The organism is Nocardiopsis valliformis DSM 45023, assembly GCF_000340985.1.
In the GTDB taxonomy this organism is placed as follows: domain Bacteria; phylum Actinomycetota; class Actinomycetes; order Streptosporangiales; family Streptosporangiaceae; genus Nocardiopsis; species Nocardiopsis exhalans.
The window spans coordinates 212,794-238,579 of sequence record NZ_ANAZ01000010.1; the positions used below are offsets into that span (position 1 = coordinate 212,794).

At 68.0% G+C, this 25,786-nt stretch carries 27 protein-coding genes; 19 read left to right on the forward strand and 8 right to left on the reverse strand.

From position 1 onward, the window contains the following. Positions 1-56: 56 nt before the first annotated feature. From rho to D457_RS0111800, 19 genes are all read left to right on the forward strand, one after another. Complete coding sequence (gene rho, locus D457_RS0111710; protein ID WP_017580855.1) at positions 57-2,066, forward strand: transcription termination factor Rho; 2,010 nt, start codon at positions 57-59, stop codon at positions 2,064-2,066. Between the two features lie 204 nt (positions 2,067-2,270). Continuing rightward, positions 2,271-4,091: an L-lactate permease gene (locus D457_RS0111715; protein WP_051072920.1), complete on the forward strand. Its 1,821-nt coding sequence runs from the start codon at positions 2,271-2,273 to the stop codon at positions 4,089-4,091. A 197-nt stretch (positions 4,092-4,288) separates the two neighbouring features. Next, positions 4,289-4,498 (forward strand): 50S ribosomal protein L31, encoded by a 210-nt coding sequence (gene rpmE, locus D457_RS0111720; protein ID WP_017580857.1) that lies wholly within the window; start codon positions 4,289-4,291, stop codon positions 4,496-4,498. 122 nt (positions 4,499-4,620) lie between these two features. Then, positions 4,621-5,688, forward strand: coding sequence for a peptide chain release factor 1 (gene prfA, locus D457_RS0111725; protein WP_017580858.1), 1,068 nt, complete (start codon positions 4,621-4,623; stop codon positions 5,686-5,688). Next, a complete protein-coding gene (gene prmC / locus D457_RS0111730; protein ID WP_017580859.1) occupies positions 5,685-6,548 on the forward strand; it encodes a peptide chain release factor N(5)-glutamine methyltransferase in 864 nt (287 codons plus the stop codon). The genes prfA and prmC overlap by 4 nt, the downstream gene beginning before the upstream one ends. Positions 6,549-6,636: 88 nt before the next feature. Then, positions 6,637-7,512, forward strand: coding sequence for an L-threonylcarbamoyladenylate synthase (locus D457_RS0111735; RefSeq protein WP_017580860.1), 876 nt, complete (start codon positions 6,637-6,639; stop codon positions 7,510-7,512). Positions 7,513-7,524: 12 nt separating this feature from the next. Next, complete coding sequence (locus D457_RS0111740) at positions 7,525-8,691, forward strand: MraY family glycosyltransferase (protein ID WP_017580861.1); 1,167 nt, start codon at positions 7,525-7,527, stop codon at positions 8,689-8,691. Between the two features lie 224 nt (positions 8,692-8,915). Then, positions 8,916-9,338 carry a hypothetical protein gene (locus D457_RS0111745; RefSeq protein ID WP_017580862.1) on the forward strand — a complete coding sequence of 141 codons (423 nt, stop codon included), beginning with the start codon at positions 8,916-8,918 and terminating at the stop codon, positions 9,336-9,338. Positions 9,339-9,443: 105 nt separating this feature from the next. Beyond that, positions 9,444-9,674, forward strand: coding sequence for an AtpZ/AtpI family protein (locus tag D457_RS36645; protein ID WP_026116557.1), 231 nt, complete (start codon positions 9,444-9,446; stop codon positions 9,672-9,674). Between the two features lie 106 nt (positions 9,675-9,780). Continuing rightward, a complete protein-coding gene (atpB, locus tag D457_RS0111755; protein WP_026116558.1) occupies positions 9,781-10,611 on the forward strand; it encodes a F0F1 ATP synthase subunit A in 831 nt (276 codons plus the stop codon). A gap of 125 nt (positions 10,612-10,736) precedes the next feature. Then, positions 10,737-10,964, forward strand: a complete 228-nt coding sequence (gene atpE / locus D457_RS0111760; protein WP_017580865.1) for an ATP synthase F0 subunit C — start codon at positions 10,737-10,739, stop codon at positions 10,962-10,964. Between the two features lie 52 nt (positions 10,965-11,016). Then, positions 11,017-11,562, forward strand: a complete 546-nt coding sequence (locus D457_RS0111765; RefSeq protein WP_017580866.1) for a F0F1 ATP synthase subunit B — start codon at positions 11,017-11,019, stop codon at positions 11,560-11,562. Next, entirely contained in the window at positions 11,562-12,383 is an 822-nt protein-coding gene (locus D457_RS0111770; protein ID WP_017580867.1) for a F0F1 ATP synthase subunit delta, read from the forward strand. The genes D457_RS0111765 and D457_RS0111770 overlap by 1 nt, the downstream gene beginning before the upstream one ends. Positions 12,384-12,456: 73 nt before the next feature. Next, on the forward strand, positions 12,457-14,097 hold the full coding sequence (atpA, locus tag D457_RS0111775; RefSeq protein WP_017580868.1) for a F0F1 ATP synthase subunit alpha: 1,641 nt from the start codon (positions 12,457-12,459) through the stop codon (positions 14,095-14,097). Positions 14,098-14,100: 3 nt separating this feature from the next. Further along, on the forward strand, positions 14,101-15,021 hold the full coding sequence (locus D457_RS0111780; protein WP_026116559.1) for a F0F1 ATP synthase subunit gamma: 921 nt from the start codon (positions 14,101-14,103) through the stop codon (positions 15,019-15,021). A 5-nt stretch (positions 15,022-15,026) separates the two neighbouring features. Then, positions 15,027-16,472, forward strand: a complete 1,446-nt coding sequence (gene atpD, locus D457_RS0111785; protein WP_017546083.1) for a F0F1 ATP synthase subunit beta — start codon at positions 15,027-15,029, stop codon at positions 16,470-16,472. A gap of 152 nt (positions 16,473-16,624) precedes the next feature. Next, positions 16,625-17,014 (forward strand): F0F1 ATP synthase subunit epsilon, encoded by a 390-nt coding sequence (locus D457_RS0111790; RefSeq protein WP_017580870.1) that lies wholly within the window; start codon positions 16,625-16,627, stop codon positions 17,012-17,014. A 45-nt stretch (positions 17,015-17,059) separates the two neighbouring features. Further along, a complete protein-coding gene (locus D457_RS0111795) occupies positions 17,060-17,542 on the forward strand; it encodes a DUF2550 domain-containing protein (RefSeq protein WP_039831217.1) in 483 nt (160 codons plus the stop codon). A gap of 80 nt (positions 17,543-17,622) precedes the next feature. After that, a complete protein-coding gene (locus tag D457_RS0111800) occupies positions 17,623-17,928 on the forward strand; it encodes an MTH1187 family thiamine-binding protein (RefSeq protein ID WP_017580872.1) in 306 nt (101 codons plus the stop codon). Between the two features lie 59 nt (positions 17,929-17,987). On the opposite strand, the gene D457_RS0111805 is transcribed toward D457_RS0111800, so the two are convergent. From D457_RS0111805 to D457_RS0111840, 8 genes are all read right to left on the reverse strand, one after another. Next, complete coding sequence (locus tag D457_RS0111805) at positions 17,988-18,452, reverse strand: hypothetical protein (protein WP_017580873.1); 465 nt, start codon at positions 18,450-18,452, stop codon at positions 17,988-17,990. A gap of 157 nt (positions 18,453-18,609) precedes the next feature. Then, on the reverse strand, positions 18,610-19,206 hold the full coding sequence (locus D457_RS0111810; protein ID WP_017580874.1) for a cob(I)yrinic acid a,c-diamide adenosyltransferase: 597 nt from the start codon (positions 19,204-19,206) through the stop codon (positions 18,610-18,612). A 332-nt stretch (positions 19,207-19,538) separates the two neighbouring features. Next, positions 19,539-21,065: a M28 family peptidase gene (locus D457_RS0111815; RefSeq protein ID WP_017580875.1), complete on the reverse strand. Its 1,527-nt coding sequence runs from the start codon at positions 21,063-21,065 to the stop codon at positions 19,539-19,541. Between the two features lie 248 nt (positions 21,066-21,313). After that, on the reverse strand, positions 21,314-21,991 hold the full coding sequence (locus D457_RS0111820; RefSeq protein WP_017580876.1) for a DUF1707 SHOCT-like domain-containing protein: 678 nt from the start codon (positions 21,989-21,991) through the stop codon (positions 21,314-21,316). A gap of 59 nt (positions 21,992-22,050) precedes the next feature. Further along, positions 22,051-22,686 (reverse strand): response regulator, encoded by a 636-nt coding sequence (locus D457_RS0111825; RefSeq protein ID WP_017580877.1) that lies wholly within the window; start codon positions 22,684-22,686, stop codon positions 22,051-22,053. Continuing rightward, positions 22,683-23,951 (reverse strand): sensor histidine kinase, encoded by a 1,269-nt coding sequence (locus D457_RS0111830; protein ID WP_017580878.1) that lies wholly within the window; start codon positions 23,949-23,951, stop codon positions 22,683-22,685. Before D457_RS0111830 ends, D457_RS0111825 begins: the two co-directional genes overlap by 4 nt. Before the next feature lie 5 nt (positions 23,952-23,956). Continuing rightward, the gene (locus D457_RS0111835) at positions 23,957-24,853 is read right to left on the reverse strand and encodes an ABC transporter permease (protein ID WP_017580879.1); all 897 of its coding nucleotides are present in this window, start codon (positions 24,851-24,853) and stop codon (positions 23,957-23,959) included. Beyond that, on the reverse strand, positions 24,850-25,713 hold the full coding sequence (locus D457_RS0111840; RefSeq protein WP_017580880.1) for an ABC transporter ATP-binding protein: 864 nt from the start codon (positions 25,711-25,713) through the stop codon (positions 24,850-24,852). The genes D457_RS0111835 and D457_RS0111840 overlap by 4 nt, the downstream gene beginning before the upstream one ends. Positions 25,714-25,786 lie beyond the last annotated feature (73 nt).

Here is a 25,786-nt window from a genome sequence, read left to right on the forward strand (position 1 = left end):
CGGCCGATCAAGCAATCCGCTGACGGCCGAAGCCCGCTCCTTGGGAAGGACCCTTAGTGAGCGACACCACCGAACTCCGAACGGACGCGGCGGTCGACAGCAAGAAAAGTGCCGACGCCTCCTCGGAGGCCGGCGAAGCCGCGTCCGCCACCCGGCCCCGCACGGCCTCGCGCGGTACCGGTCTCGCCGCCCAGAAGCTCCCCGAGCTCCAGAAGCTCGCGTCGAGCATGGGTATTACCGGCACGGGGCGCATGCGCAAGAGCGACGTGATCGCCGCGATCGAGGCCAAGTCGGGCGGCCCTGTCGGCGGCCCCACGAAGGCCAAATCCGCAAAGAAAGCCGACACTGCGCCCAAGGCCGGTAAGGTCGAGGCAACTGACGGCCCGGCCGAAGCCCAGTCTCCCGCCCAGTCGGGCACGGACGAGGCCCCGCGCAAGAGCGCGGGAGAGCGGTCGTCGGACCAGGCCGTGACCGAGACACAGGGTGGGAAGGGCGAGAAGCCCTCCCGTAGCCGCCGCTCGTCCCGCAGGCGCGGCGACGAGTCCGGTGAGCAGCCCCGCTCGGTGGACGGCACCGACTCCTCAACCTCCGCGAGCAGCGTGACCAAGACATCCAGCACCCCCCAGAAGAACGGCCCCGACTCTGAGGACCGTGACACCAGGTCCGGGCAGGGTCGCGAGCGCCAGCGCAACCGTCGCAACCGCAACCGCGGCGGTGACGACCAGAACACGAACAACAACTCTGACCGCCAGCAGGACCGCCAGCAGGGCGGTGGCGGAGGCGGCCAGAACCAGGGCCGCGGCCAGGGCGGCAACAACCAGAGCGAGGACGACGACTTCGGCGGCCGCCGCCGCGGACGCCGTCGGGACCGCCGGGACCGCCGCGGCGGACGCGGCGGCGGCCAGGAGCCGGAGCCGGTCATCAACGAGGACGACGTCCTCCTGCCGGTCGCGGGCATCCTGGACATCCTGGACAACTACGCCTTCGTCCGGACCACCGGCTACCTGCCCGGCCAGAGCGACGTCTACGTCTCGCTGGCCCAGGTGCGCAAGCACGGCCTGCGCAAGGGCGACCACATCATCGGTGCGGTCCGCCAGCCCAAGGACGGCGAGCGCCGCGAGAAGTTCAACGCGCTGGTGCGCCTGGACTCGGTCAACGGCATGTCGCCGGACCAGGCCCGCGGCCGCCAGGAGTTCTCCAAGCTCGTCCCGCTCTACCCCCAGGAACGCCTGCGCCTGGAGACCGAGCCGAACATCCTCACCACGCGCATCATAGACCTCGTCGCGCCGATCGGTAAGGGCCAGCGCGGCCTGATCGTCTCGCCGCCCAAGGCCGGTAAGACGATGGTGATGCAGTCGATCGCCAACGCGATCACCGAGAACAACCCCGAGTGCTACCTGATGGTCATCCTCGTGGACGAACGTCCCGAGGAAGTCACCGACATGCAGCGCACGGTCAAGGGCGAGGTCATCCACTCGACGTTCGACCGCCCGGCCGAGGACCACACGGTCGTCGCCGACCTGGCGATCGAGCGGGCCAAGCGGCTCGTGGAGATGGGTATGGACGTGGTCGTCCTGCTCGACTCCATCACCCGCCTGGGCCGTGCCTACAACCTCGCCGCCCCGGCCAGCGGACGCATCATGTCCGGTGGTGTGGACTCCACCGCCCTCTACCCGCCGAAGCGCTTCTTCGGCGCCGCTCGCAACATCGAGGGCGGCGGCTCGCTGACCATCCTGGCCACCGCACTGGTCGAGACCGGTTCGCGCGCCGACGAGGTGATCTTCGAGGAGTTCAAGGGCACCGGCAACATGGAGCTCAAGCTCAACCGGTCCCTGGCGGACAAGCGGATCTTCCCGGCCGTGGACGTGGACGCCTCCAGCACGCGTAAGGAGGAGATCCTGATGTCGCCCGAGGAACTGGGCGTCGTCTGGAAGCTCCGCCGGGTGCTGCACGCGCTGGACACGCAGCAGGCCATCGAGCTGCTCCTGGACAAGATGAAGGAGTCCAAGAGCAACGCGGAGTTCCTGATGCAGATCCAGAAGACCACCGTGGGTCCCGAACGGTAACCACGAGGCTTCTAAGGCCCTCTCCCCCACCCGGGGAGGGGGCCTTTTCGTGTTCTCTCGGCGCTCACCGGCCTGGTTTTCGTCTTCCGGAAGCCCCATGTCACCAGTGTGTCTCGGATCACATTTGGGGGCTGGTGGGAGCGCTCCTGCCTGCGTAAGGTCGCGCGAACTAAAGTGCACACCCCCGACCAGGGAGCCGCCTGGATGGACAACCTCGCACTGCTCAGTCTTCTCGCGCTCGCCCCGATCCTGCTCGTCGGAATCCTGCTGGTCGGGTTCCGACTCCCCGCCATGTACGCGATGCCCGCCGGGTACGTCGTCGTGGTCGGGATCGCCGTCGTCTTCTGGCAGACCGACTGGATGGCCGTCGCCGCCGCCACCCTCCAGGGCCTGATCCTCGCCGCGGGCCTGCTCTACATCATCTTCGGCGCGCTGCTCCTGCTCTCGACCCTCACCAAGAGCGGTGCCGTCGCCACCATCCGCGCCACCTTCACCGACATCACCCCCGACCGCCGCGTCCAGGCGATCATCATCGGCTGGCTGTTCGGCAGCTTCATCGAGGGCGCCTCCGGGTTCGGCACCCCCGCCGCCGTGGTCGCACCTCTTCTTCTCGCCCTGGGCTTCCCCGCCATGGCCGCCGTCATGGTTGGTCTGGTCATCCAGAGCACCCCGGTTAGCTTCGGCGCCGTCGGTACCCCGATCCTGGTGGGGGTCGCCGGCGGTCTGGAGGGATCCGACCAGGTCGCCGAACGCGCCTCCGTCCTCGCGCTCACCCTGCCCGAGTTCGTCAACACCATCGGGTTCCAGACCGTGCTGTTGCACGCCGTCGCCGGGACCTTCGTCCCGCTGATCATCTGCGTCATGCTCTGCGGCTTCTACGGCGAGAACCGGCGCTTCTCCGACGGTCTCGGCGTCTGGAAGTTCGCCCTGTTCAGTGCCTTCGCCATGACCATCCCGTCGATCCTGTACAACTACTTCCTCGGGGTCGAGTTCACCAGCCTCCTCGGCGGGCTCACCGGACTGGTCATCGTGGTCCTCGCCGCCCGCAAGGGCTTCCTGATGCCGAAGAAGATCTGGGACTTCCCGCCCCGGGAGGACTGGCTCGCCCGCTGGACCGGCAAGATCGAATCCGGCAACGGGGAGGAGGTGGCCGGGCGCCGTATGGGCCTGCTCCAGGCCTGGGCGCCCTATCTGCTGGTCGCCGCGGTCCTGGTGGGCACCCGCACCATTGACCCCCTCCAGGAGTGGCTGAGCGGCATCTCCGTCGGGTCCGACGACATCCTCGGCACCTCCGTCGCCCAGACCATCGAGCCGCTCTACTCGCCCGGCGCTACCTTCATCCTGGTCTGCCTCATCACCTACGGCCTGCACCGAATGAAGGGCCGAGAGATCCTCGCCTCCTGGAAGATGGCCGGATCCCAGCTGGCCGGGGCCGCCGTAGCCCTGCTCTTCGCCGTCCCGCTGGTCCGGGTCTTCATCAACACCGGAGCCCGGTTCGGTGACACGACTCTGGAGAGCATGCCGCTCACTCTGGCCATCGGAGCCGCGGAGATCGGCGGTACCAATTGGCCCCTCCTCGCCCCCTGGATCGGTGCGCTGGGCGCCTTCGTGGCGGGCTCCAACACCGTCTCCAATCTGATGTTCTCGCTCTTCCAGTTCTCCACCGCCGAGCGCATCGGCATCCCGCCGGAGACCGTGGTGGCCACCCAGGCCGTCGGCGGAGCCGCCGGGAACATGATCACGGTGCACAACATCGTGGCCGCCTCCGCCGTGGTCGGCCTGGTCGGCCGCGAGGGTGACCTCATCCGCCAGACGATGATCCCGATGACCTACTACGTGCTCCTCGCCGGATCGGTGAGCTACGTGTTCGTCCATGGGCTCGGAGCCAACACGGGAACGGTCGTGCTCGCGCTGCTCCTGGCCGTCATGGCGGGGTTGGTCCTGTTCATGCGCAGGGCGGACGCGAACAAGCCCCTGCCCAGTACGATGCGCGACGCGGTGGAGCTGAAAGGGGGCCGGGAATAGGTACTGGTCCCGGCATGGTTGTTGGTCTGGCAAACTGGTATCAGGGAACGGCAGTCCTCTGCGCTCGCGGAGAGCACGCCGCCCTCTTACCTGGATCGCCGCGGCACCGGTTCGCGCATGGTCAACACACCGCCCCACCCCCGACGGTGGTGCGGTCGTCATGCGTCCGGCGGTCGCGCCCTGAGAAGGAGACACACATGCAGGCCGACATTCACCCCACGTACGTCCCGACCGAGGTGACCTGCACCTGCGGGGCCAAGTTCGTGACCCGCAGCACGAACCCCGAGGGCAAGGTGCGCGCCGACGTGTGCTCCGAGTGCCACCCGTTCTACACCGGCAAGCAGAAGATCCTGGACACCGGTGGCCGGGTCGCCCGCTTCGAGAAGCGCTTCGGCAAGCGCCAGTAGCGCTGCCCTTCGTCCGGTGGCGCCGCCTCCCCGCGGGGCGTGCGCGGCGCCACCGGATCAGGCGGTCCCTCGGGTGAGGGAGACGACGGACAGGGCAAGCGACAAGACGGGAACGTGGGAAAGTGAAGCTGGACGACCTCCTTGGGGAGTACTACGAGCTGGAACAGCAGCTCGCCGACCCCGAGGTGCACGCCAACCAGACCAAGGCGCGCACGCTGGGCAAGCGCTACTCACAGCTCACCCCGATCATCGAGGCCTACCGTCAGCTCAAGGAGGTCGAGAACGACATCGACGCCGCCCGTGAGCTGGCCGCCGAGGACTCCTCCTTTGCGGAGGAGGCCGACCGCCTGACCGAGCAGGCCGAGCAGCTCACCGAGCGCCTGCGCGTCCTGCTCGTCCCGCGCGACCCCGCCGACGACAAGAACCTCATCATGGAGGTCAAGGCCGGCGAGGGCGGCGAGGAGTCCGCCCTGTTTGCGGGCGATTTGGTCCGCATGTACCTGCGCTACGCCGAGCGCCAGGGGTGGAAGACCGAGGTCATCGACGCCACCCACTCTGACCTGGGCGGGTACAAGGACATCACGATCGCCTTCAAGAACAGGGGCACCCCCGAACCCGGCGCGGGCGTATGGCCCCAGCTCAAGTTCGAGGGCGGCGTCCACCGGGTCCAGCGCGTCCCGGTCACCGAGTCCCAGGGCCGTATCCACACCTCCGCGGCCGGGGTCCTCGTGGTCCCCGAGGCCGAAGAGGTCGAGATCGTCATCAACGCCAACGATCTGCGCATCGACGTCTACCGCTCCTCCGGGCCCGGCGGCCAGAGTGTCAACACCACCGACTCCGCGGTGCGCATCACGCACCTGCCGACCGGCATCGTGGCCTCCTGCCAGAACGAGAAGAGCCAGCTCCAGAACAAGGAGCAGGCCATGCGCATCCTGCGCGCCCGCATCTACGCCGAGGCCCAGGCCAGCGCGGACGCCGAGGCCTCCGCCGAGCGCAAGAGCCAGGTCCGCACCGTGGACCGCTCCGAGCGCGTGCGCACCTACAATTTCCCGGAGAACCGCATCTCCGACCACCGGGTCGGCTACAAGGCCTACAACCTCGACCAGGTCCTCGACGGGGAACTGGACGGGGTCGTCAAGGCCCTGGTGGACGCGGACACCAAGGAGAGGCTCGAAGCCGCCCAATCATGAACTTCCTGCTCGACGAGGTCGCCCGCGCCACGCTGAGGCTCGCGGAAGCGGGCGTGGCCTCACCACGCACGGACGCCGAGGAACTCGCGGCGTTCGTGCACGGTGTCCGTCGAGGGGAACTCCACACCGTCGCCGACGCCGACTTCGACGCGCGCTACTGGGAGTGCGTCTCCCGCCGCGAGGCCCGCGAACCCCTCCAGCACATCACCGGGCGCGCCTACTTCCGGTACCTGGAACTCCAGGTGGGGCCGGGCGTCTTCGTGCCCAGGCCGGAGACCGAGATCATGGTCGACTGGGCGATCGAGACCCTGCGCTCCATGGACGTGGCCGACCCCCTGGTCGTTGACCTGGGCGCGGGTTCGGGCGCCATCGCGATCTCCATCGCCCAGGAAGTCCCGCGCTCGCGGGTGCACACCGTGGAGATCGACCCCGCGGCCCTCGAATGGGCCCGGCGCAACATCGACGCCAGCGGGCACGCCGACCGCGTTACCGCCCACGAGGGCGACATGCGCACCGCGCTGCCCGAGCTCAACGGCCGCGTCGACCTGCTCATCAGCAACCCGCCCTACGTCCCCACCGACGCCGCGGGCGTGATCCCGCCCGAGGTGCGCGACTACGACCCGGCGCCCGCCCTGTGGTCCGGGGCGGACGGCCTGGACATGATCCGCGACCTGGAGGCGGTCGGCCGCAGGCTGCTGCGCCCCGGCGGCGCCATGGCCGTCGAGCACCACGACGGCCAGGGCATCGATATCCCCTGGCTGTTCCCCGAGGACAAGGGCTGGCGCGACGTCCTCAACCGCAAGGACATGGCCAGGCGCGACCGCTTCGTGGTCATGCGCCGAGCCGACGGCGACGGTTAGCCGGCGCCGTGCCAGTCGAACCCCACCCCCCATACCCACCGCTAGACCGGCAGCCGAGACCGGTCGACCGAGATCGAGGTGAACGCAGGTGAGCCGCATCTACGACTGCGCGGACGAGACCGCCCGCAAGGACGGCATCGCCGACGCCGCGTCCGCGGTACGCCGAGGCGACCTGGTGGTGCTGCCCACGGACACCGTGTACGGCATCGGCACCGACGCCTTCAACCCGAAGGCCGTGGCTAACCTGCTGGAGACCAAGGGCCGCGGCCGGGACATGCCGCCGCCGGTCCTGGTGGGCTCCATGCGCGCCGCCACCGCTCTCATCGACGACCTCGGCAACCACGGCCGGGACCTGATGGAGGAGTTCTGGCCCGGCCCGCTCACCCTGGTGTGCACCGCCACCCCCAGCCTGTCCTGGGACCTGGGCGACACCAAGGGCACCGTGGCCGTGCGGATGCCGATGGACCCGGTGGCCCTGGAGCTGCTCAAGGAGACCGGTCCGATGGCGGTGAGCAGCGCCAACAAGTCCGGTCAGCCCGCCGCGGTCAACGCGGGCGAGGCGATCGAGCAGCTCGGTGACGAGGACGTCGCGGTCTACCTGGACGGCGGGGAGACCGACAGCCCGGTCGCTTCCACCATTGTCGACCTCACCTACGCGGTCCCGCGGGTGCTGCGCTCCGGCGCGATCTCCATCGAGCAGCTGCGCGCGGTGTGCGGCACCGTGATCGGGGAGCTGCGCAAGGGGCGCACCAAGCCGAAGAAGGCAGAGGGGGAGGAGGACGCCGAGCAGGCGGCTGAGACCACCGAAGCCGAAACCACCGAGGCCGCAACCACCGGAGCCGAAGCGCCCGCATCCGAGACTTCCGCATCCGAGGCATCCAAGCCTGAGGCGCCCGAGGCCGGGTCCGCGGCCACCGAACCGGAGACCGACGGGTCCCAGGGCACCGACCGCTCCGAGAGCTAGAGGGATCAGGCCGTGCGGGAGTACGCGCTCACCTTCGTCATCGCCGCCGCGGTGACCTACCTGCTGGTGCCGTTGGTACGCCGCCTGGCCATCGCCTTCGGCGCCGCGCCCGCGGTCCGCGACCGCGACGTGCACACCGAACCCATCCCGAGGCTGGGCGGGCTGGCCATCTACGGCGGGTTCGCGGCGGCGCTGCTGATCTCTGCGCAGCTGCCACACCTGCAGAACGTGTTTGTCGCCAAGACGTGGATCGGCCTGCTGCTGGCGGGCGGTCTCATCACCGTCATCGGGGTCATCGACGACCGGTGGGGGATGGACGCCCTCAGCAAACTGGCCGGGCAGATCGCCGCCGCGGGCATCCTGGTCTGGCAGGGGGTACAGCTGCTGTGGCTGCCGCTCCCCGGAACCCAGCTGTCCCTGGGCCCCTGGCTCGGCGCGATGGTCTCGATCCTGCTCATCGTGGTGACCATCAACGCGGTCAACTTCGCGGACGGCCTCGACGGGCTGGCCGCGGGCATCGTCGGCATCTCGTCGCTGGCGTTCTTCGCGTACTACTACGTGGTCGCGGTCGAGCAGGGTTTCGTCCGCCAGTCCTACCCCGCGATGATTGCCATCATCCTGGCCGGTACCTGTGTGGGCTTCCTCTTCCACAACTTCCACCCGGCCCGGGTGTTCATGGGCGACACCGGCTCGATGCTGCTCGGGCTGCTGCTCACCTCCATCACCATCACGGTGACCGGGCAGTTCGACGCCAACACCGCCCGCGAGGAGTTCAACTCCTCCGGTCTGGTGGTCTTCCTGCCGATCGCGCTGCCGCTGCTGGTGATCGCGCTGCCGCTGGCCGACCTGGTCCTGGCGGTGCTGCGGCGGACGCTGTCCGGACGTTCCCCGTTCGCCCCGGACCGGGGGCACCTGCACCACCGACTCCTCGACATGGGCCACACGCACACCCGCGCGGTGCTGCTGATGTACCTGTGGGCGGGGATCGTCGCCTTCGCCGCGGTGTCGCTGTCCATCTTCGATTCGGCGTTCATCGTCCTGACGGTCACGGTGCTGGTGGCCACCTGTGCGGTGGGTCTCATCGCCCTGCCGCGACTGCGCCGTCGCGGGCTGTTGCCCTGGGGCAGGAAGAAGAAATCCGCAGTGAGGTCAGATCACCATCAGCCAACCGATGGATAAATGCGCGGTCACGTTCGGGACCGAGGTCCCGTCCCGGTCGTTGAATGTGCGCTGGTGTGAAGGTCGCGGCAAGTGTGGTCAAGGTGACACAAGGTCCGAAGCGGCCACAGAACGGGCCTTTCGCGAGGCGTTAAGAGCGCGTTAAGGAACCCCTGGATTTGGCACCAAAAACCTTGTGATAGCTTTCACGAGCAGGTATCCACTGAACCCCACGGAGCTTCGTCATGCAGGAACACGACGCCCGGATTCTCCGCGGCGCCGCGCTTCCCAGCGCCGCGTGCGGGGTCCTGGCCATCGCGGTCTCGGCCCTTTTCGCCGGTGCAGCCGGAGCTCTGAGTTCGGCCCTCGCAGCAGTCATCGTGCTCGCCTGCTTCGGTCTGGGGCAGTGGGCGGTCATCCTGGTGACCCGTCGGAACAAGGACCTGTTCCTCGCCGCGAACCTCCTCGGCTTCGTTGTCAAGATGGCGCTGCTGGGCGTCCTCCTGGTGACTCTGGGGAACAGCCCGCTCATGGCTGACCTGAGCCGGAACGCCTTCGTCTACAGCGCTCTGGCGGTCGTCCTGGTGTGGCTGGGCGGGCAGACCTTGGCCACCAGCAAGGCGAAGATCCCGCACGTCGAACCGGACGAGAGTCCGGGGAACACGTGATGTGCCGCCCTGTTGCCGCCCGTCTGGACGGGCGTAATAACCTGTTCCACGGCAGGCACCCGACCAACGTCCAGTCGAGCCCCACATGCTATATTCCGGAGCGAGATGAGCAGCGAACCAGCCAAGGAAAAGGACTCCAGCGTGCCCCCGGCGCCGCGAGAGTCCGACGGTTGGGCCCTCTTCTCCACTCTGCTCGCGGGTGTGCTCGTGTGGAGCGCGATCGGATGGGGCGCGGACAGGCTCCTGGGTTTCCAGGCTCTCTTCCTGCCCATCGGGGCCGTTCTCGGCATGGTCGGGGCGATCTATCTGATCGTTGCCAAGACCAGGCATACCTGAACACCCCGCAGTCCCGCGTCGCCCGCAGTCGCGACGACGCTAGCAGTAACAACCATCAACGAGGCTTTCTTGCGTCACGACGAAAGGATTCGCCGTGAGTGCTGACGTGCGCATTCTCGCGGCCGAACCGGGTTGCCACCTCTTCGGCGACAACGGTTGCGGGTTTGAGGCTCCCACCATCGGGATGTTCTTCCCGGAACCGTGGTTCGCCAACATCCCCGGCAGCGCGGGCATCGACCTGTACCTGGTTCTGTTGCTCGTCGCGGTCGGTGCGACCCTGCTCCTGTGGTCGTGGTTCAGCAAGAAGCTGAGCCTCGTCCCCGGTCGCAGGCAGAGTGTCGGTGAAATGCTGGTCCTGTTCATCCGGGACAACATCACCCGGCCGACCATGGGTGCCAAGGGCGACAGCTTCATCCCCTTCATGACGGGCATCTTCACGCTCATCCTGGCCATGAACTTCACCGGGTTGATCCCGGGCATGCTGCCGGTCAACAGCAACCTCTCCTTCACGGTGATGTTCGCGCTGACCATTTACGCGATGACCATCGTGATCGGCATCAAGCACCAGGGCGGTTGGGGCTACTTCCGCAACCAGATCTTCCCGCCCGGGATGCCCAAGTGGATCTACGTTCTGGTCACGCCGATCGAGATCCTCTCGGTCTTCCTCATCCGCCCGGTGACGCACGCCCTGCGTCTGTTCGCGACCATGTTCGCGGGCAGCCTGCTGCTGGCCGTGTTCGCCTACGGCGGCTGGTACATGCTCAACCTGACGGCGGAGCCGATGCTCGCAGCGGTCTCCGTGGTTTACTCCGGTGCTGCTCTGCTGGGTTACATCGCCTTCTTCGTCTTTGAGATCGTGATCATGCTGATCCAGGCGTTCGTCTTCACGCTCCTGGCGAGCCTGTACATCAATCAGTCGCTCGAAGCGGCTCACTAATACCACCTGCTCGTTCCCCCGGCTACGTGGCCGGACCAGGGCCGAGTAGTGCTTCACACCCGTCCAGACCGGCGAACTGACCAATCGCAGAACGCGACGCCGGACGTCGAGTAAAGGGAAACACAATGGACATCGCTGCGATCACCGGCAACATCAACACCATCGGTTACGGCATCAGCGTCATCGGCGCCGGTATTGGTGTGGGTATCGTCTTCGGTCTCGGTATGCAGGCCATCGCGCGTCAGCCCGAGGCCCGCGGCCCCCTCCAGACCAACATCTACCTCGGCTTCGCGCTCATTGAGGCTCTCGCCATCCTGGGCTTCGTTCTCGCCTTCGCGGCTCCCACTGCCTAGTCGGAACTGCCAACCGTTTTCTGATGGCAACTGACGCGAAGGAGGGCTGACCATGTTGGTGGAGTTGGCAGCCGAATACAACATTCTGCGGATCGACTGGGTGAAGTTCACCTTCGGTGCGATCGCTCTTGCCGTGATCTACTTCTTTGTGGTCCGTAAGTCGGTCCCCAAGGTGATGAAGGTCCTCGACGAGCGTCACGACGCCATCGAGGGCGGCATCGAGCGCGCCAAGAAGGCCGAGGCTGAGGCCGAGGAGATCCGCCAGCAGTACCGCGAGAAGCTCGAAGAGTCGCACCGCGAGTACGCCCAGGAGCTCGAGAAGGCCAAGGAGCAGCGCGCGGCGATCATCGCCGAGGCTCGCGAGGAGGCCCAGGCCGAGGCGGCCCGCATCATCGAGTCCGCCAAGGCGCAGATCGAGGCCGACCGCCAGCAGGCGTTCGTCCAGCTGCGCGGCGAGATCGGCACCCTGTCCACTGAGCTCGCGAGCCGCATCGTCGGTGAGACGCTCAGCGACAGCACCGCTCAGACCCGTGTGGTGGACCGGTTCCTGGAGGAGCTGGAGCAGGACGAGAGCGCGAAGCAAGCCGAGGTGCGCTGATGCGTGGTATCAGCCGTAACTCCCTGGCTGAGGCGACCCGGCGCCTGGACGAGAACGTCCTGGCGTCGGCGGACGCCTCTCAGCACGCGGTCTCGCTCGGCGGCGAACTCTTCGAGGTCGTCGCCCTGCTCGGCGGCGAGCACTCGCTGCGCCGCTGGCTCGCGGACCCAGCCAACCCGGTGGAGAAGAAGACTGGCCTGATCGGTCAGATCCTCGAGGGCAAGGTGTCGCCGTCCACGGTCATCGTGGTCAACGACGTCGTGTCCCAGCCGTGGTCGGCCCCCCGCGACATGGTGGACGCTCTGGAGCGCCTCGCGGTCTACGCGACCGTGGCCTCCGTCGAGGGCACCCGCCTGGACGAACTCGAGGACGAACTGTTCCGCTTCCAGCGGATCGTCATCGCACAGCCGGACCTGCGTGCGGCGCTTACCCGTGACGGCGTGGCCGCCTCGCACCAGCACTCCCTGATCGAGAACCTGCTTTCGGGCAAGGTGAGCTCCGCGACGCTGGCTCTGGTCAGCGAAGCGGTCACCCGCCCCCGGGGACGTACTCTGGAGCAGGCGCTCGACAACTTCGGGCAGCTGGTCGCCGAGCGCGCCCAGCGCTACATCGCGGTGGTGCGCAGCGCGGTTCCGCTGAGCGAGGCGCACCAGGACCGTCTTCGGACGCTCCTCCAGCGCAAGTACGGCCGCGAGATCCATCTGAACACCGAGGTCGTCCCCGAGATCGTGGGTGGACTCTCCATCCAGGTGGGCGACGAGGTCATCGACGGCACCATCGCCGGGCGCATCGCTGAGGTCCAGCGCCGTCTGGCTAGCTGACACACGCGAAAAACGCAAGGCAAGCACGCACGGCGCCAGCCCGGCGCCATTTGAGAGCAAGGACAACGTAGAGATGGCGGAGCTGACGATCCGGCCGGATGAGATCCGGGACGCGCTACAGCGCTTCGTCCAGTCGTACGAGCCTGACGCCACCCGCGCGGAAGAGGTCGGAACCGTCACCTACTCCGGTGACGGCATCGCCCGTGTCGGTGGCCTTCCCTCGGCGATGGCGAACGAGCTGCTGGAGTTCGAAGACGGCACCCTGGGCATGGCCCAGAACCTTGAGATCGGCGAGATCGGTGTCGTGGTGCTGGGTGACTTCACCGGTATTGAGGAGGGGCAGAAGGTGCGTCGCACCGGCAAGCTCCTCTCGGTCCCGGTAAGCGACAACTTCCTCGGCCGTGTGGTGGACCCCCTGGGTAACCCCATCGACGGCAAGGGTGAGATCGAGGCGACCGAGACCCGCGAGCTGGAGCTCCAGGCCGCGACCGTGATGGAGCGCCAGCCGGTTCACGAGCCGCTCCAGACCGGTATCAAGTCGATCGACACCATGACCCCGGTCGGCCGCGGCCAGCGCCAGCTGGTCATCGGTGACCGACAGACCGGTAAGACCGCGATCGGTATCGACGCGATCATCAACCAGAAGGCGAACTGGGAGACCGGTGACCCCGCGAAGCAGGTGCGCTGCATCTACGTCGCGGTCGGTCAGAAGGGCTCGACCATCGCCAGCGTGCGAGGGGCCCTCGAAGAGGCCGGCGCGATGGAGTACACCACCATCGTCGCCTCCCCGGCGTCCGACCCGGCCGGCTTCAAGTACCTCTCCCCGTACACCGGTTCGGCCCTGGGCCAGCACTGGATGTACGAGGGCAAGCACGTCCTCATCGTCTTCGACGACCTGACCAAGCAGGCCGAGGCCTACCGCGCCGTCTCCCTCCTGCTGCGCCGCCCGCCGGGCCGTGAGGCCTACCCGGGTGACGTCTTCTACCTCCACTCCCGTCTCCTGGAGCGCTGCGCGAAGCTCTCCGACGAGCTGGGTGCCGGTTCGATGACGGCCCTGCCGATCATCGAGACCAAGGCGGGCGACGTCTCGGCGTACATCCCCACCAACGTCATCTCGATCACCGACGGTCAGGTCTTCCTGAACTCGGACCTGTTCAACCAGGGCCAGCGTCCGGCGATCGACGTCGGTGTCTCCGTCTCCCGAGTCGGTGGCGCCGCGCAGACCAAGGCCACCAAGAAGGTCTCCGGCACGCTGCGTCTGGGCCTGGCCCAGTACCGCGAGCTCGAGGCGTTCTCCGCCTTCGGTTCGGACCTGGACGCCGTCTCCAAGCAGCAGCTGGAGCGCGGTGCCCGGATGATGGAGCTCCTCAAGCAGGGCCAGTACTCGCCCTTCTCCATGGAGAAGACGGTCGTCTCGATCTGGATGGGTAACACCGGTCTGATCGACGAGGTCCCGGTCGAGGACGTGCGCCGCTTCGAGGCCGACTTCCTGTCCTACCTGGACCGCGAGCACAAGGCCGTTCTCGACACCATCCGGGACAGCGGCAAGTTCGAGGACGACAGCCAGAAGACCCTGCAGGCCGCGATCGAGAAGTTCAAGCAGAGCTTCCAGACCACGGCCGGCACCCTCCTGGGCACCGAGGCCGAGACCGAGGCGCTCGCTGAGGAGAAGGTCGGCCAGGAGACCATCAAGGTCGCCAAGGGCGGGAAGTAACCCATGGGTGCACAGCTTCGCGTCTATCGCCGGAGGATCCGTGCGACGAAGGCGACGGCGAAGATCACCCGTGCGATGGAGCTGATCGCCGCCACGCGCATCACCAAGGCGCAGCGCGCGGCCGAGGCTGCCGGTCCCTACGCACGGGAGATCACGCGGGCGGTGTCGGCCCTGGCCAGCCGGGTGACGGATCACCCGCTGCTGACCGAGGCCGAGAACCCCACCCGTGCGGCCGTCCTGGTCATCACCAGTGACAAGGGTCTGGCCGGCGCCTTCTCGACCAACGTCATCAAGGAGGCCGAGGCCCTCACCCAGCTCCTGCGGGAGCAGGGCAAGGAGGTCCTCACCTACATGGTGGGTCGCAAGGGTGCGGCGTTCTACAAGTTCCGCGACCGCCAGGTCGAGGAGTCTTGGGAAGGTTTCACCGAGCGTCCGACCTACGCGCACGCCCAGGAGATCGGCTCCGCTCTCATGGAGAGGTTCTCCCAGGACACCGCCGAGGGCGGTGTCGACGAGATCCACGTGATCTCCACGGAGTTCGTGTCGATGCTGACCCAGCGGGCCGGGGCGGTTCGCGCCCTTCCGCTGGAGGTGGAAGAGGTCGAGGCCGAGGAACTCGAGGAGAGCCACGGTGGCCAGGCGCTGCCGCTCTACGAGTTCGAGCCCTCCGCGGAGGAGGTCCTGGACCAGCTGCTCCCGCAGTACGTGGTCAACCGGATCTACGCCTCCCTCCTCGAGTCCGCCGCCTCCCAGCAGGCGTCCCGTCGTGCGGCCATGAAGGCCGCGACCGACAACGCGGAAGAACTCGTCAAGAACCTGACCAGTCTGGCCAACCAGGCTCGTCAGGCCGAGATCACCAATGAGATCAGTGAGATTGTCGGCGGTGCCGATGCACTCTCTGGGTCCAGCGCGGGAAGTGAGTAAGAGAAGTGACTGCGACAGTTGAAGGTACGGCCGGCGCTGGCACCGCCACCGGCCGGATCGCCCGGGTCACCGGCCCGGTCGTCGACGTGGAGTTCCCCGTCGGCTCCCTGCCCGGCATCTACAACGCCCTGCACACCGATGTGAGCATCGGCGGCACGGAGAAGGTCGTGACCCTGGAGGTCGCCCAGCACCTGGGTGACAACCTGGTCCGCGCCATCTCCCTGGCCCCGCAGGACGGCATGGTCCGTGGCGCCGAGGTGCGCGACACCGGCGCGCCCATCAGCGTGCCCGTCGGCGACGTCGTCAAGGGCCACGTGTTCAACACCCTGGGCGAGTCCATGGACGTGCCCACGGCCGAGCTCGGTGTGACCGAGCGCTGGCCGATCCACCGCAAGGCCCCGGCCTTCGACCAGCTCGAGTCCAAGACCGAGATGATGGTCACGGGCATCAAGGTGATCGACCTCCTCACCCCGTACGTGCGCGGTGGGAAGATCGGCCTCTTCGGTGGCGCGGGTGTGGGCAAGACGGTGCTCATCCAGGAGATGATCACCCGTATCGCCCGTAACTTCGGTGGTGTGTCCGTGTTCGCCGGTGTCGGTGAGCGCACCCGTGAGGGTACGGACCTCTTCCTGGAGATGGACGAGATGGGCGTCCTCCCGGACACCGCGCTCGTCTTCGGCCAGATGGACGAGCCCCCGGGCACCCGTCTGCGCGTGGCGCTCTCGGCTCTGACGATGGCGGAGTACTTCCGTGACGTCCAGGGCCAGGACGTGCTGCTCTTCATCGACAACATCTTCCGTTTCACCCAGGCGGGTATGGAGGTCTCCACGCTGCTGGGCCGTATGCCCTCGGCCGTGGGTTACCAGCCCAACCTGGCTGACGAGATGGGTCAGCTCCAGGAGCGGATCACCTCGACGCGTGGTCACTCGATCACCTCGATGCAGGCGATCTACGTCCCCGCGGACGACTACACTGACCCGGCTCCGGCGACCACCTTCGCCCACCTGGACGCGACGACCGAGCTCTCCCGCCCGATCTCGCAGAAGGGCATCTACCCGGCGGTCGACCCGCTGGCCTCCACCTCCCGTATCCTCGACCCGCAGTACGTGGGCGAGGAGCACTACCAGGTGGCCCAGCGCGTCAAGGAGATCCTGCAGCGCAACAACGACCTGCAGGACCAGATCGCCATTCTGGGTATGGACGAGCTGTCCGAAGAGGACAAGATCATCGTCAACCGGGCCCGTCGCCTGGAGCGCTTCCTGTCCCAGAACATGTTCGTGGCGGAGAAGTTCACCGGCACCCCGGGTGTGTTCGTGCCCCTCGAGGAGACCATCGCGTCCTTCAAGGGTCTGTGCGACGGCGAGTACGACCACCTTCCCGAGCAGGCCTTCCTCGACGTCGGCAACATCGACATGGTCGTGGAGAAGGCCAAGAAGCTGCAGGAAGGCTAGGACTGCGCGTCAATGCCCCCGACCGCGCGGCTGACCGACAGGGTCGGCCGCACGGCCGGGGGTGACGGGCGGGTCTAGTTCTCGGGCGGGGTCGAGTATCGGTTCGTACTCGACCCCGCCGAACCCACCCGCTAGCCGAGGAGTTTGTGGCAGTGTCGAAGAAGCTTTTCGTCGAGATCGTCTCTCCGGACCGTGAGGTCTGGGCGGGCGAGGGCGACATGGTCATCGCGAAGACCGTCGAGGGCGAGATGGGCGTCCAGCCCGGGCACGTCCCGGTGCTGTCGCTTCTGGCCGAGGACGCGGTCGTTCGCGTTCTGGGCGCGCGTGAGTCCGGAGAGATCCGGGCCGCAGCCCACGGCGGGTTCATCTCGGTTTCGGGTGAGGGTCGGATCTCCATCCTCGCCGAGACCGCGGAGCTCGCCGAGGACATCGATGTGGACCGTGCGCGCGAGGCGCTGAAGGGTGCGGGCGAGTCGGGCGACAGCCAGGCCGCGGCCCGTGCGCGCAGCCGCCTGCGTGCCATCGGCGAGGAAGTCGCCTAGCAAAGCCGGGAGGCACGGGACGTGGGTGTGGAACCGCTTCAGGGAATGCCGTGGTTGGAGTCCTTGGGGTGGGTGGTCATTGCCCTGCTCGTCACCCTCTTTCTGGTGCTGGGCGCCGGTGTGATGCGACGGTTCGTGCTGCTGCGCAGCGGCGGTGCCGTCGAGTGTTACCTGCGTGTACGCGGAGGGAAAGGGCGTCGGGGCTCCTGGCGGATCGGCTTCGGCCGGTACGGTTCGGATGCCTTCGGCTGGTTCCCGATCCTCTCGCTCAGACCGCGGCCGACAGCGAGGCTGTCGCGCCGCGGTCTTGTCGTTGTGGGGCGCCGTTCCCCGGGTCCGGGCGACGTTCACCTGCCCGCGGACGCGAACCTGCCCGCGCACGTCACGGTCCTGGAGATCGGCTGGACAGCCACGGACGGCAGCGACCCCGAGGAGGCGACCCACGAGGTCGCCATGGGCGAGAGCGCTCTCACTGGGTTCCTGTCCTGGATCGAGTCGATGCCCCCGGGGACCCGCTGGGAGGCCTGACTCGGGGCTGCGGCCTGGAGTGTCGGACCCGCCGGGCGCGGCGGTTCACAGGGGCGCGCCCGGTGTGTTTGCATGGGCCCATGAGTACCATCGTGGCTTTCTCCGTTTCCCCGCTCGGCTCCGGCGAGTCCGTCGCTCCGGCCGTGGCCCGTGCCGTCAAGGTCGTGCGCGAGAGTGGTCTGCCCAACGAGACCTCGGCCATGTTCACCACCGTCGAGGGTGAGTGGGACGAGGTCATGGACGTGGTCAAGCGAGCTGTCCAGGCTGCGGGCGAGGGCGCGTCCAGGGTGACCGCGACCCTGAAGGTGGATGTCCGCGAGGGCGTCACCGACGGCTTGCACAGCAAGGTGGCGGCCGTCGAGCGCGAACTCGACAGCCTCCAGTAGCTCCTTGGTGAACCAGAGGGGACGGCACCCGAGAAGCACGGGTGCCGTCCCCTTTCGGATCAACCCACCACTGGATCAGCCGCGCGGGCGGTGAAGTACTCCTTCGCGGACCTGTTGTAGAGCAGGGCCACCACAGTGAAGGCGAAGATGGCCGAGATGATCGCGCCCAGGCTGTAGGCGGGGGCGATCAGCAGTGCCAGGATGATGACTCCGGCGGCGGCGTTGACGCCGATGGAGGCGGTTCGTGCCTGAGGGCGACCCTTACCGACCAGCACTGCGAGCACGACGGCGGCGATGCCGTAGACCAGGGCGAAGGCGGCCCCCAGGTAAGCGGCCCAGATGTACTCGCCGAGCTCCTCCATCTGTTCGGCCTGACCTGGCGGCAGCATGTCGTTCAGGGCTCCCGAGTCGATGGTCGCCGCCCCGACGAGGCTGAAGACCCCGTAGAAGATCTGGTAAACGGCGATCAGGATCAACAGCACCAGAACGGTGACCACACTGCCGGGCTTGGCTCTCGTGTTCATGTGGCTTCTTCCTCTCCTGATAGGGGGGAGTAGCTCACTCAGAGCCCTAGCCGTTTTCCCGCCGTTGACACCTGTTCGCCGGAATCGGGCCCGTTCTCGCAGACGAGAGGGTACGCCCGTGGTGCCCGTGATTCGGGCTTTCGGCTGGTAGCGCGCCTTACCGCTCGCCGCCGGGCTTCCACAGGATCTCGTCGCCGTCCTCGGCGACGTAGCGGCCCAGGATGAACAGCAGGTCGGAGAGACGGTTCAGGTACTGCGCGGTGAGCGGGTTGACGCTGTCCCCGTGCTCCTCGATCGCGGCCCAGACCGCGCGCTCGGCGCGGCGGACCACGATGCGGGCGGTATGCACGAGGGCGACGGTCGGGGAGCCGCCGGGCAGGATGAAGCTGCGCAGGGTCGGCAGGTCCGCGTTGTAGGTGTCGCAGGCCTCCTCCAGGCGCGTGACGTACTCCGGCAGGACGCGCAGCGGCGGGTACTCGGGGTCGGGCACGATCGGGGTGGACAGGTCCGCGCCGAGGTCGAAGAGTTCGTTCTGGACGCGCCGCAGCAGGGCGCTCACGTCCTCGGGGAGCTCGCCCAGGGCCAGCGCGACACCGATGGCGGCGTTGGCCTCCTCGGTGTCCGCGTAGCCGATGAGGCGGGTGTCGTTCTTTGAGGTCCTGCTCATGTCGCCGAGCGCCGTCGTTCCGGCGTCACCGGTGCGCGTATAGATCTTCGACAGCACTACCGGCTTGTCCGTGTCCCTTTTGGTCATGCCCTCACCCTAGAGCGTGTTTTCGAGGGCCCTGTGCGGGCGAGGTCGCAGCCGCTCTGAACTCGACTGTGTCACGGAGGATAACTGTTCAGTATCAGGGGGTGAAGGTGACCTGTGCCACTGATACCTTATGGAGCAAGGGAGCTACACACAGTAGTTGCCAGCGGTGTTGATGCATGGACACCTGGACGGAACTGAGGGGGGACGTCCGGGGAGGGCCTGCGAGGGGGAGACACCGTGTGATGAGGGCGGCGTGGAACCGGGGGGTTCACGCCGCCCTCACACCTTTTTCGGGGCTTCACGTCACGGCTGGCCGTGAGCGCGTGGGCGGACTAGCGGAGCCAGGCGTCGCCCTTGCGGGGCAGGTCCACCTGGACCGCGGACAGGCTCAGCACGCCGTTAACCGGCAGGGTGCTCTCGGCGAAGAACTCCACGCCGTGCGCGCCCGCGGCCGACAGCTCGGCCACCGAGTCCCAGTTGATGTTCTCCATCGTGTCCTCGGGTGTGTGGTAGTACGGGTCGAACATCTCGCCCGCGGTACCGCCGTACCACTCGACCTGCTCCTCGGACTTGATGCCGTCGGCGCCGCTGAACAGACCGCCGGAGGGCACACCGGCCTGCATGAAGGCGAAGTAGTCACTGCGGCCGCTGAGCACGCCGGGTTCGCTGACCTGGCCCTGATCCTCGAAGTAGTCCTCGAAGACCTTGGCGATCGCGCCGGAGCCGGACGGGGCACCGCCGGAGCCCGGCAGCTCCATTCGGCCGTCGAGCACGAAGCGGCCGTAGTTGTGCGAGCCGATCATGTCGAAGTTGAGGTAGAGCGCGATGTCGTCGAGCTCGCCCTCGGTCAGATCGGCCACGTACTCGTTGGAGCCGACCAGACCGGACTCCTCGGTGCCCCAGAAGGCGAAGCGGACCTTGTTGTTCGGGTCCTCCTGCTTGGCCAGCTGGATGGCTGTCTCCAGCAGGAAGGCCGAGCCGCTGCCGTTGTCGTTGATGCCCGGGCCCTCCTCGACGCTGTCGAGGTGGCCGCCCACGACCACCACGTTGTCGGCACGGCCGCCGGGGGTCTCGGCGAGGATGCTGTAGGAGCTCTCCACGTTGACCTCGGAGTCCACCTCGACCTTGAGGCGCAGGTGGCGGGTGAGCGAGGCGAGCTCCTCACCGAGGACCCCGGAGACACCGATCGCCGGGATGTCGGACAGCTCGCTCACGGTACCGAGGAAGACCTCGTCCTCGTTGTTGAAGACCAGGGCGGCCGAGGCTCCGGCGTCGGCGGCGTTCTGGACCTTCTCTCCGAAGGGGCAGCTACCGCGCTTGATCAGGGCAATGTTGCCCTCGGGGAAGTCGGCGAACTGTTCGGCGGCGCAGCCGCTGTCCCCGGCGTTGGGGTTGACCGCGGTCACCTTGTTGCCGCGGACGCTGCCCGCCCCGGAGTAGGACATGGTCTCGAAGTGTTCCCCGAGTTCGTAGTCGATCTTCTCCGGGGTGGTCTGGGAGAGCACCGCGGGGGAGTTCTCCCGCCAGGCCTCGTAGTCGTACTCGTGGCGGTAGGGCTCGTACCCGGCCCGCTTGAGCTGGTCCTCGACGTACAGCGCGGCCACGTCGTAGCCGGGGGTGCCGGTGGCGCGGTTACCGCCGTTGTACTCGGCGATGGTGTTGAGGTTGGTCAGGTGCGCCTCGATGGCCTCGGCGGTCACCAGGTCGGGCAGTGGGACCTCGTCGGCGTGGGCCGGGGAGGTCGCCAGGGCGCCCGCGGTCATCAGCAGGGCCGCGAGCCCGGCGGTGACGGCGGTGCGCCGCCTGGTGGGGGACGAACCCGCTTTCTCGGGCGGGTTCCCAGGGTTGCTCGGATGCACGATCTTCCTCCGGTTCACGGGGGTCCATCGCTCCGTGGTGTTGGGGGATGGACACCTGGGGTGGGCGAGATACCGGAGAAGCCTTGCAGGAGGCCGGGACCGAGGCAAGGGATGGCACGGGACATTGCCACAATCAGCCATGGACCTTACGTAAAGGTGTGCAATGTGATTGGATGAACGGCCCGAAGTGCACAGAACGTCTTATGTGCCTGAGTTGTGGCGCCTTGGCGATTTCCGGTGGTTGCGCCCTAGTCGTCCTCGTCCTGCTGCTGGTGCTTGCGCGCCCGGTACTCGACCACGACCCCGCCCATCATCGCGAGACCGCGAATGTGCACGATCGGCGCGTCCGGGTCCACCACGCTCGGGGTGTTCCCGTCGATGCCGAAACCGCCCATGATCGGCAGCCCGTGCACGCGCACCTGGATGTCGTCGGGCACGACGATTCCCAGGCCGCCCATGACTGCACCGACCCAGATGGTGGTCTCACGTGCGGTGAACCGGGCCTCACGCAGGTCGATCTCGGCACCGCCCATCATCGCGAGGGAGACGAATCGCTTGGGTACGATCCAGTTCCCGGAGCGGTCGGCACCGCCCATGACGACGATGGCGCTGTGGCTGGTGGGGCGCTCGTTGACGATCCGGCTCGCGCCGTACACCGGGCGGGGCGAGCGGAAGTCCGAGGGTGCGGGGGCACGTGTGGGCGTCGAGCCGGTGTCCGGCAGGTCCTCGGTGATCGGGACGAGCTCACCGACGGTCTTGGCGCGGTAGACCGCGTCCAACCGGTCGCTGTGCTCGTCGGGGTCCAGGCGCCCCTCGGCCAGGGCTTCCCGGAGCAGGTGCGCGACGGTGTCACGGTCGGCGTCGGAGGCGCGCATCCGACCGTTCCCGCCTTCTTGGGGGGTGAGCTCGCTCATCGGTTCCACCATATTCTGATTCTTCACCAAGGGGCAGGGGCCGGACATCGGGGAAGTCCCCCAACCGACCCCTACTTCTCCGGGAGCAGTCCCCGGCGGATCGCCTGGGAGACCGCGGAGGTCCGGTCACCCACACCCAATTTTTCGTACACCCGCATCAGATGCGTCTTGACCGTCGTCGCGCTGATGTGCAGGGCCCGGCCGATCGCCGCGTTCGTGAGCCCGTCCGCGGCCAGCCGCAGCACCTCCACCTCGCGCGGGGAGAGCGCGGGCCCCTCGGGCTCGGTGCGCTGCCGCACCCCGGTGAGTAGCTTGCCTGCCAACCGGCCGCTGAGCACCGTCTCGCCGCGCGCCGCCGAACGCACCGCGTCGGCCAGCTCGGCCCGCGGAGTGTCCTTGAGCAGGTAGCCGGTGGCACCCGCCTCGACCGCGCGCAGGATGTCGGTGTCGGTGTCGTAAGTGGTCAGGACCAGCACGTGGACACCCGGGTGCTCGGCGCGGATGCGTTCGGTGGCCTCGGCGCCGTCACCGCCGGGCATACGCAGGTCCATCAGGACCACGTCGGGGTCCAGGGCCGCCACCCGGACCACCGCCTCGGGGCCCGAACCGGCGTCGCCGACGATGTCCAGGTCGGGTTCGGCGCTGAGCATGCCGCGAATGCCCTCGCGGACCACGGGATGGTCGTCCACCAGCAGGACACGGATCATGACACGTTTTCCTCTCGGGCCTCGCGGGTCTGTTCGTGGTGCACGGCCCCGTCGGCGTCATGAGTCCCGTCCTCACTCTCGGAGTCGTCGTGGGGCAGGGCCAGGCGGACGGTGGTGCCGCCGCCGGGTGCGGAGCTGATCTCCAGGACGCCGCCCACGCTCTCGGCGCGGTGGCGCATGTTGGCCAGGCCGTTGCCGTGGGCCGGCCCCGCGAAGTCGAATCCGACCCCGTCGTCCTCGACGGTCAGACGCACGCCGACGTCGGTGTAGGCGAGTACGACCCGGGCGTTGTCGGCTCCCGAGTGCTTACGGACGTTGGCCAGGGCCTCCTGAGCGGTACGCAGCAGGCAGATCTGGAGATCGTTGGGAAGTGTCTCAGGGGTGCCGGAAACCTCGGCGGTCACGGAGATACCGAGTTCGCGGCCGAGGCGTTCGGAGATGCGTCGGATCGAGGCGTCCAAGCCGCCGCTGTCCAGCCGGACCGGCTGGCGGGCGGCCACCATCGCGCGGGTCTCGGCGAGGTTCTCCGCGGCGGTCTCGCGCATCAGCGCCAAGTGGCGGCGGGCAGTCTCGGGGGCGCTGTCCAGCTCTGACTCCACAGCCTGGGTGAGGGTGATGATGCTGGTGAAGCCCTGGGCGAGGGTGTCGTGCATCTCCCGGGCCAGGTGTTCGCGCTCGGCCAGCGCCCCCGCCTCCTGGGACAGGCGGGAGACCTCCTCGCGGCTGCGTTGCAACGCCTCTATGAGCTCATACCGTTCGGCGCTCTGCACCACGATCCGCTCGATCCAGGTACCGAACCACAGCGCGTAGCCAAGGATCGCGCCGTTGATCAGCAGGCCGACTCCGACCTGATCCCAGCTCTCCCGGCCCTGGAGGCCGGAGACCAGGTTGGGCAGGATCAGGATCGCTCCCACCGTGGGGACGGCGAGCAGGCTGCCCGCCGTCATGAAGCAGACCGGGGCGATCGCGACCAGGGAGAGGACCAGGGTCGGGTTGATGATCACCGCGGGCAGGGTGGGCAGGAGGATCAGAGCCATCAGAACCAGCGAGTGGCCCCTGCTCGGGTAATCCTTCTCCGGGCTGACCAGCGGTTTGGCGAAGACGAAGTAGACAGCCACGACGGAGCCCAGCAGCACTGCCGTCAGCCACCGCCACTGTTCCGGGCCGGTGAGCAGTGCCAGCGCCACCATGACCGCCATGATGGCGCTGAAGGCCACGTGCCACCAGCCGCCCAAGGCCCATGCGTGCCGCTCCTGGTCCGTCATCGTCGTTATCCGTCCTTACGCGTCTTCCAGCGGAACGTCAGCAGGGTCAGCACCAAGCCCACCACACACCAGGCGCCCAGGGCGAGGGCGACCATGGGCAGATCCCAGGCGCCGGACTGCTCCAGCGCGGCCATCTCGTCGGGGAAGAACCCGGCGCGCATGCCCTGGGCCATCCAGAGCAGCGGGAACAGGGAGGCCGCGTTGAGCACCCAGTCCGGCAGCACCATCACCGGGACGAAGATGCCGGAGGTGAACTGGAGGATGAGGAAGGGCACGACCACCACGGCGGAGGCGGCCTGGGCGGTGCGGGCCAGCGAGCTGATCGCGATGCCCAGCAGGGAACAGCCGATGGTGCCGAGCATCAGCACCCAGGCGATGGTGGCCCACGCCTGCGCGGTCGAGGGCAGCGTGGCGTCGAAGAACAGCCCGGCCACCGCAAGGAGGAGGGCCAGCTGACCGAAGGCGAGGAACAGCACCAGGACCGTCTTGCCGACGAAGTAGGCGCTGGGCGGCATCGGGGTGCCGCGCAGACGGCGCAGCGTGCCGTACTCGCGTTCGGCGGCGATGGCCGTGCCCAGCGTCTGGAAGCTCACCGACATCAGGCCCATGGCGATGATGCCGGGCAGGTAGTAGTCGACCGTGGGGATGCCCATGTCGTAGAGGCCGTCGAAGATCGACGCGAACATGACCAGGATCAGGGCGGGCAGGGAGAAGGTGAAGATCACGCTCTCCCACTCGCGGGCGAAGGTGCGGATCTCCATCCAGCCGCGGGACAGACCCACCCGGACCGGGCCGGGCGGGCGACCCCGCGAACCGGTCGGAGCGGCGGTGCGGCGGGCACTGGGTCCGGTGCTCCGCGGGGCGGTGGCGTCGGTGGTGGGGTCGGTGGCGGGGGTGCTCATACCGCGGCCTCCTCGGCCTCGTCGTCCTGGATCATCCCGAGGTAGGTCTCCTCGAGGGTGGGGCGGTGCACGCTCAGTTCCGGGACCTCCCCGACGAAGCGCGCGGCCAGCTCGGAGACGGTCCGGGTGGGTTCGTCGGTGCGGATCTCACGGCGCCGGCCGTCCTCCAACCAGCCCACCGTCGCCTGGGCGGAGGCGCGCCCGTCGAGCGCGGCGGGGGCGTCCACGGCCCGGATACGGCCGCGCGCGATCACGCACACCCGGTCGGCCAGCTCCTCGGCCTCCTCCAAGTAGTGGGTGGTGAGCACGACGGTGGTGCCGCCGTCGGCCAGGTCCCGGATCAGGCCCCAGAACTCACGCCGGGCCTTGGGGTCGAAACCGGTGGTCGGCTCGTCCAGGAAGAGGAGTTCGGGCCGGCCGATCATGCCCAGGGCCACGTCCAGGCGTCGGCGCTGCCCGCCGGAGAGGGACTCGGCCAGCTCCTTCGCCTTGGGGGCGAGCCCGACCCGTTCGACGACCTCGTCGGGGTCGTGCGCGAGCGGGTAGTAGCCCGCGAAGTGCCGGACGACGTCGCGCACCGGCAACTTGGGGACCTGAGTCTCCTTCTGCCAGACGATGCCCACCCGCGAGCGCCAGGCGCGCCCGGCCTTTCCCGGGTCCTCACCCAGCACCCGGGCGCTACCGCCGTCCCGGTGCCGGAAGCCCTCCAGGATCTCGACGGCGGTGGTTTTCCCGGCGCCGTTGGGGCCGAGGAAGGAGAAGATCTCGCCCCGTCGGATACTCAGATCGATCCCGGCGACGGCTTCGGTGTCGCCGTACTTCTTCCTGAGGCCGTTGACCTCGATCACTGTGTCGCTCATGCTCCGAGCTTCCCGCTGGGCCGGGAGCGGGGGTATCCGCCGTGAAGACGCGCCCGTGTCCTCCAAACGGAGG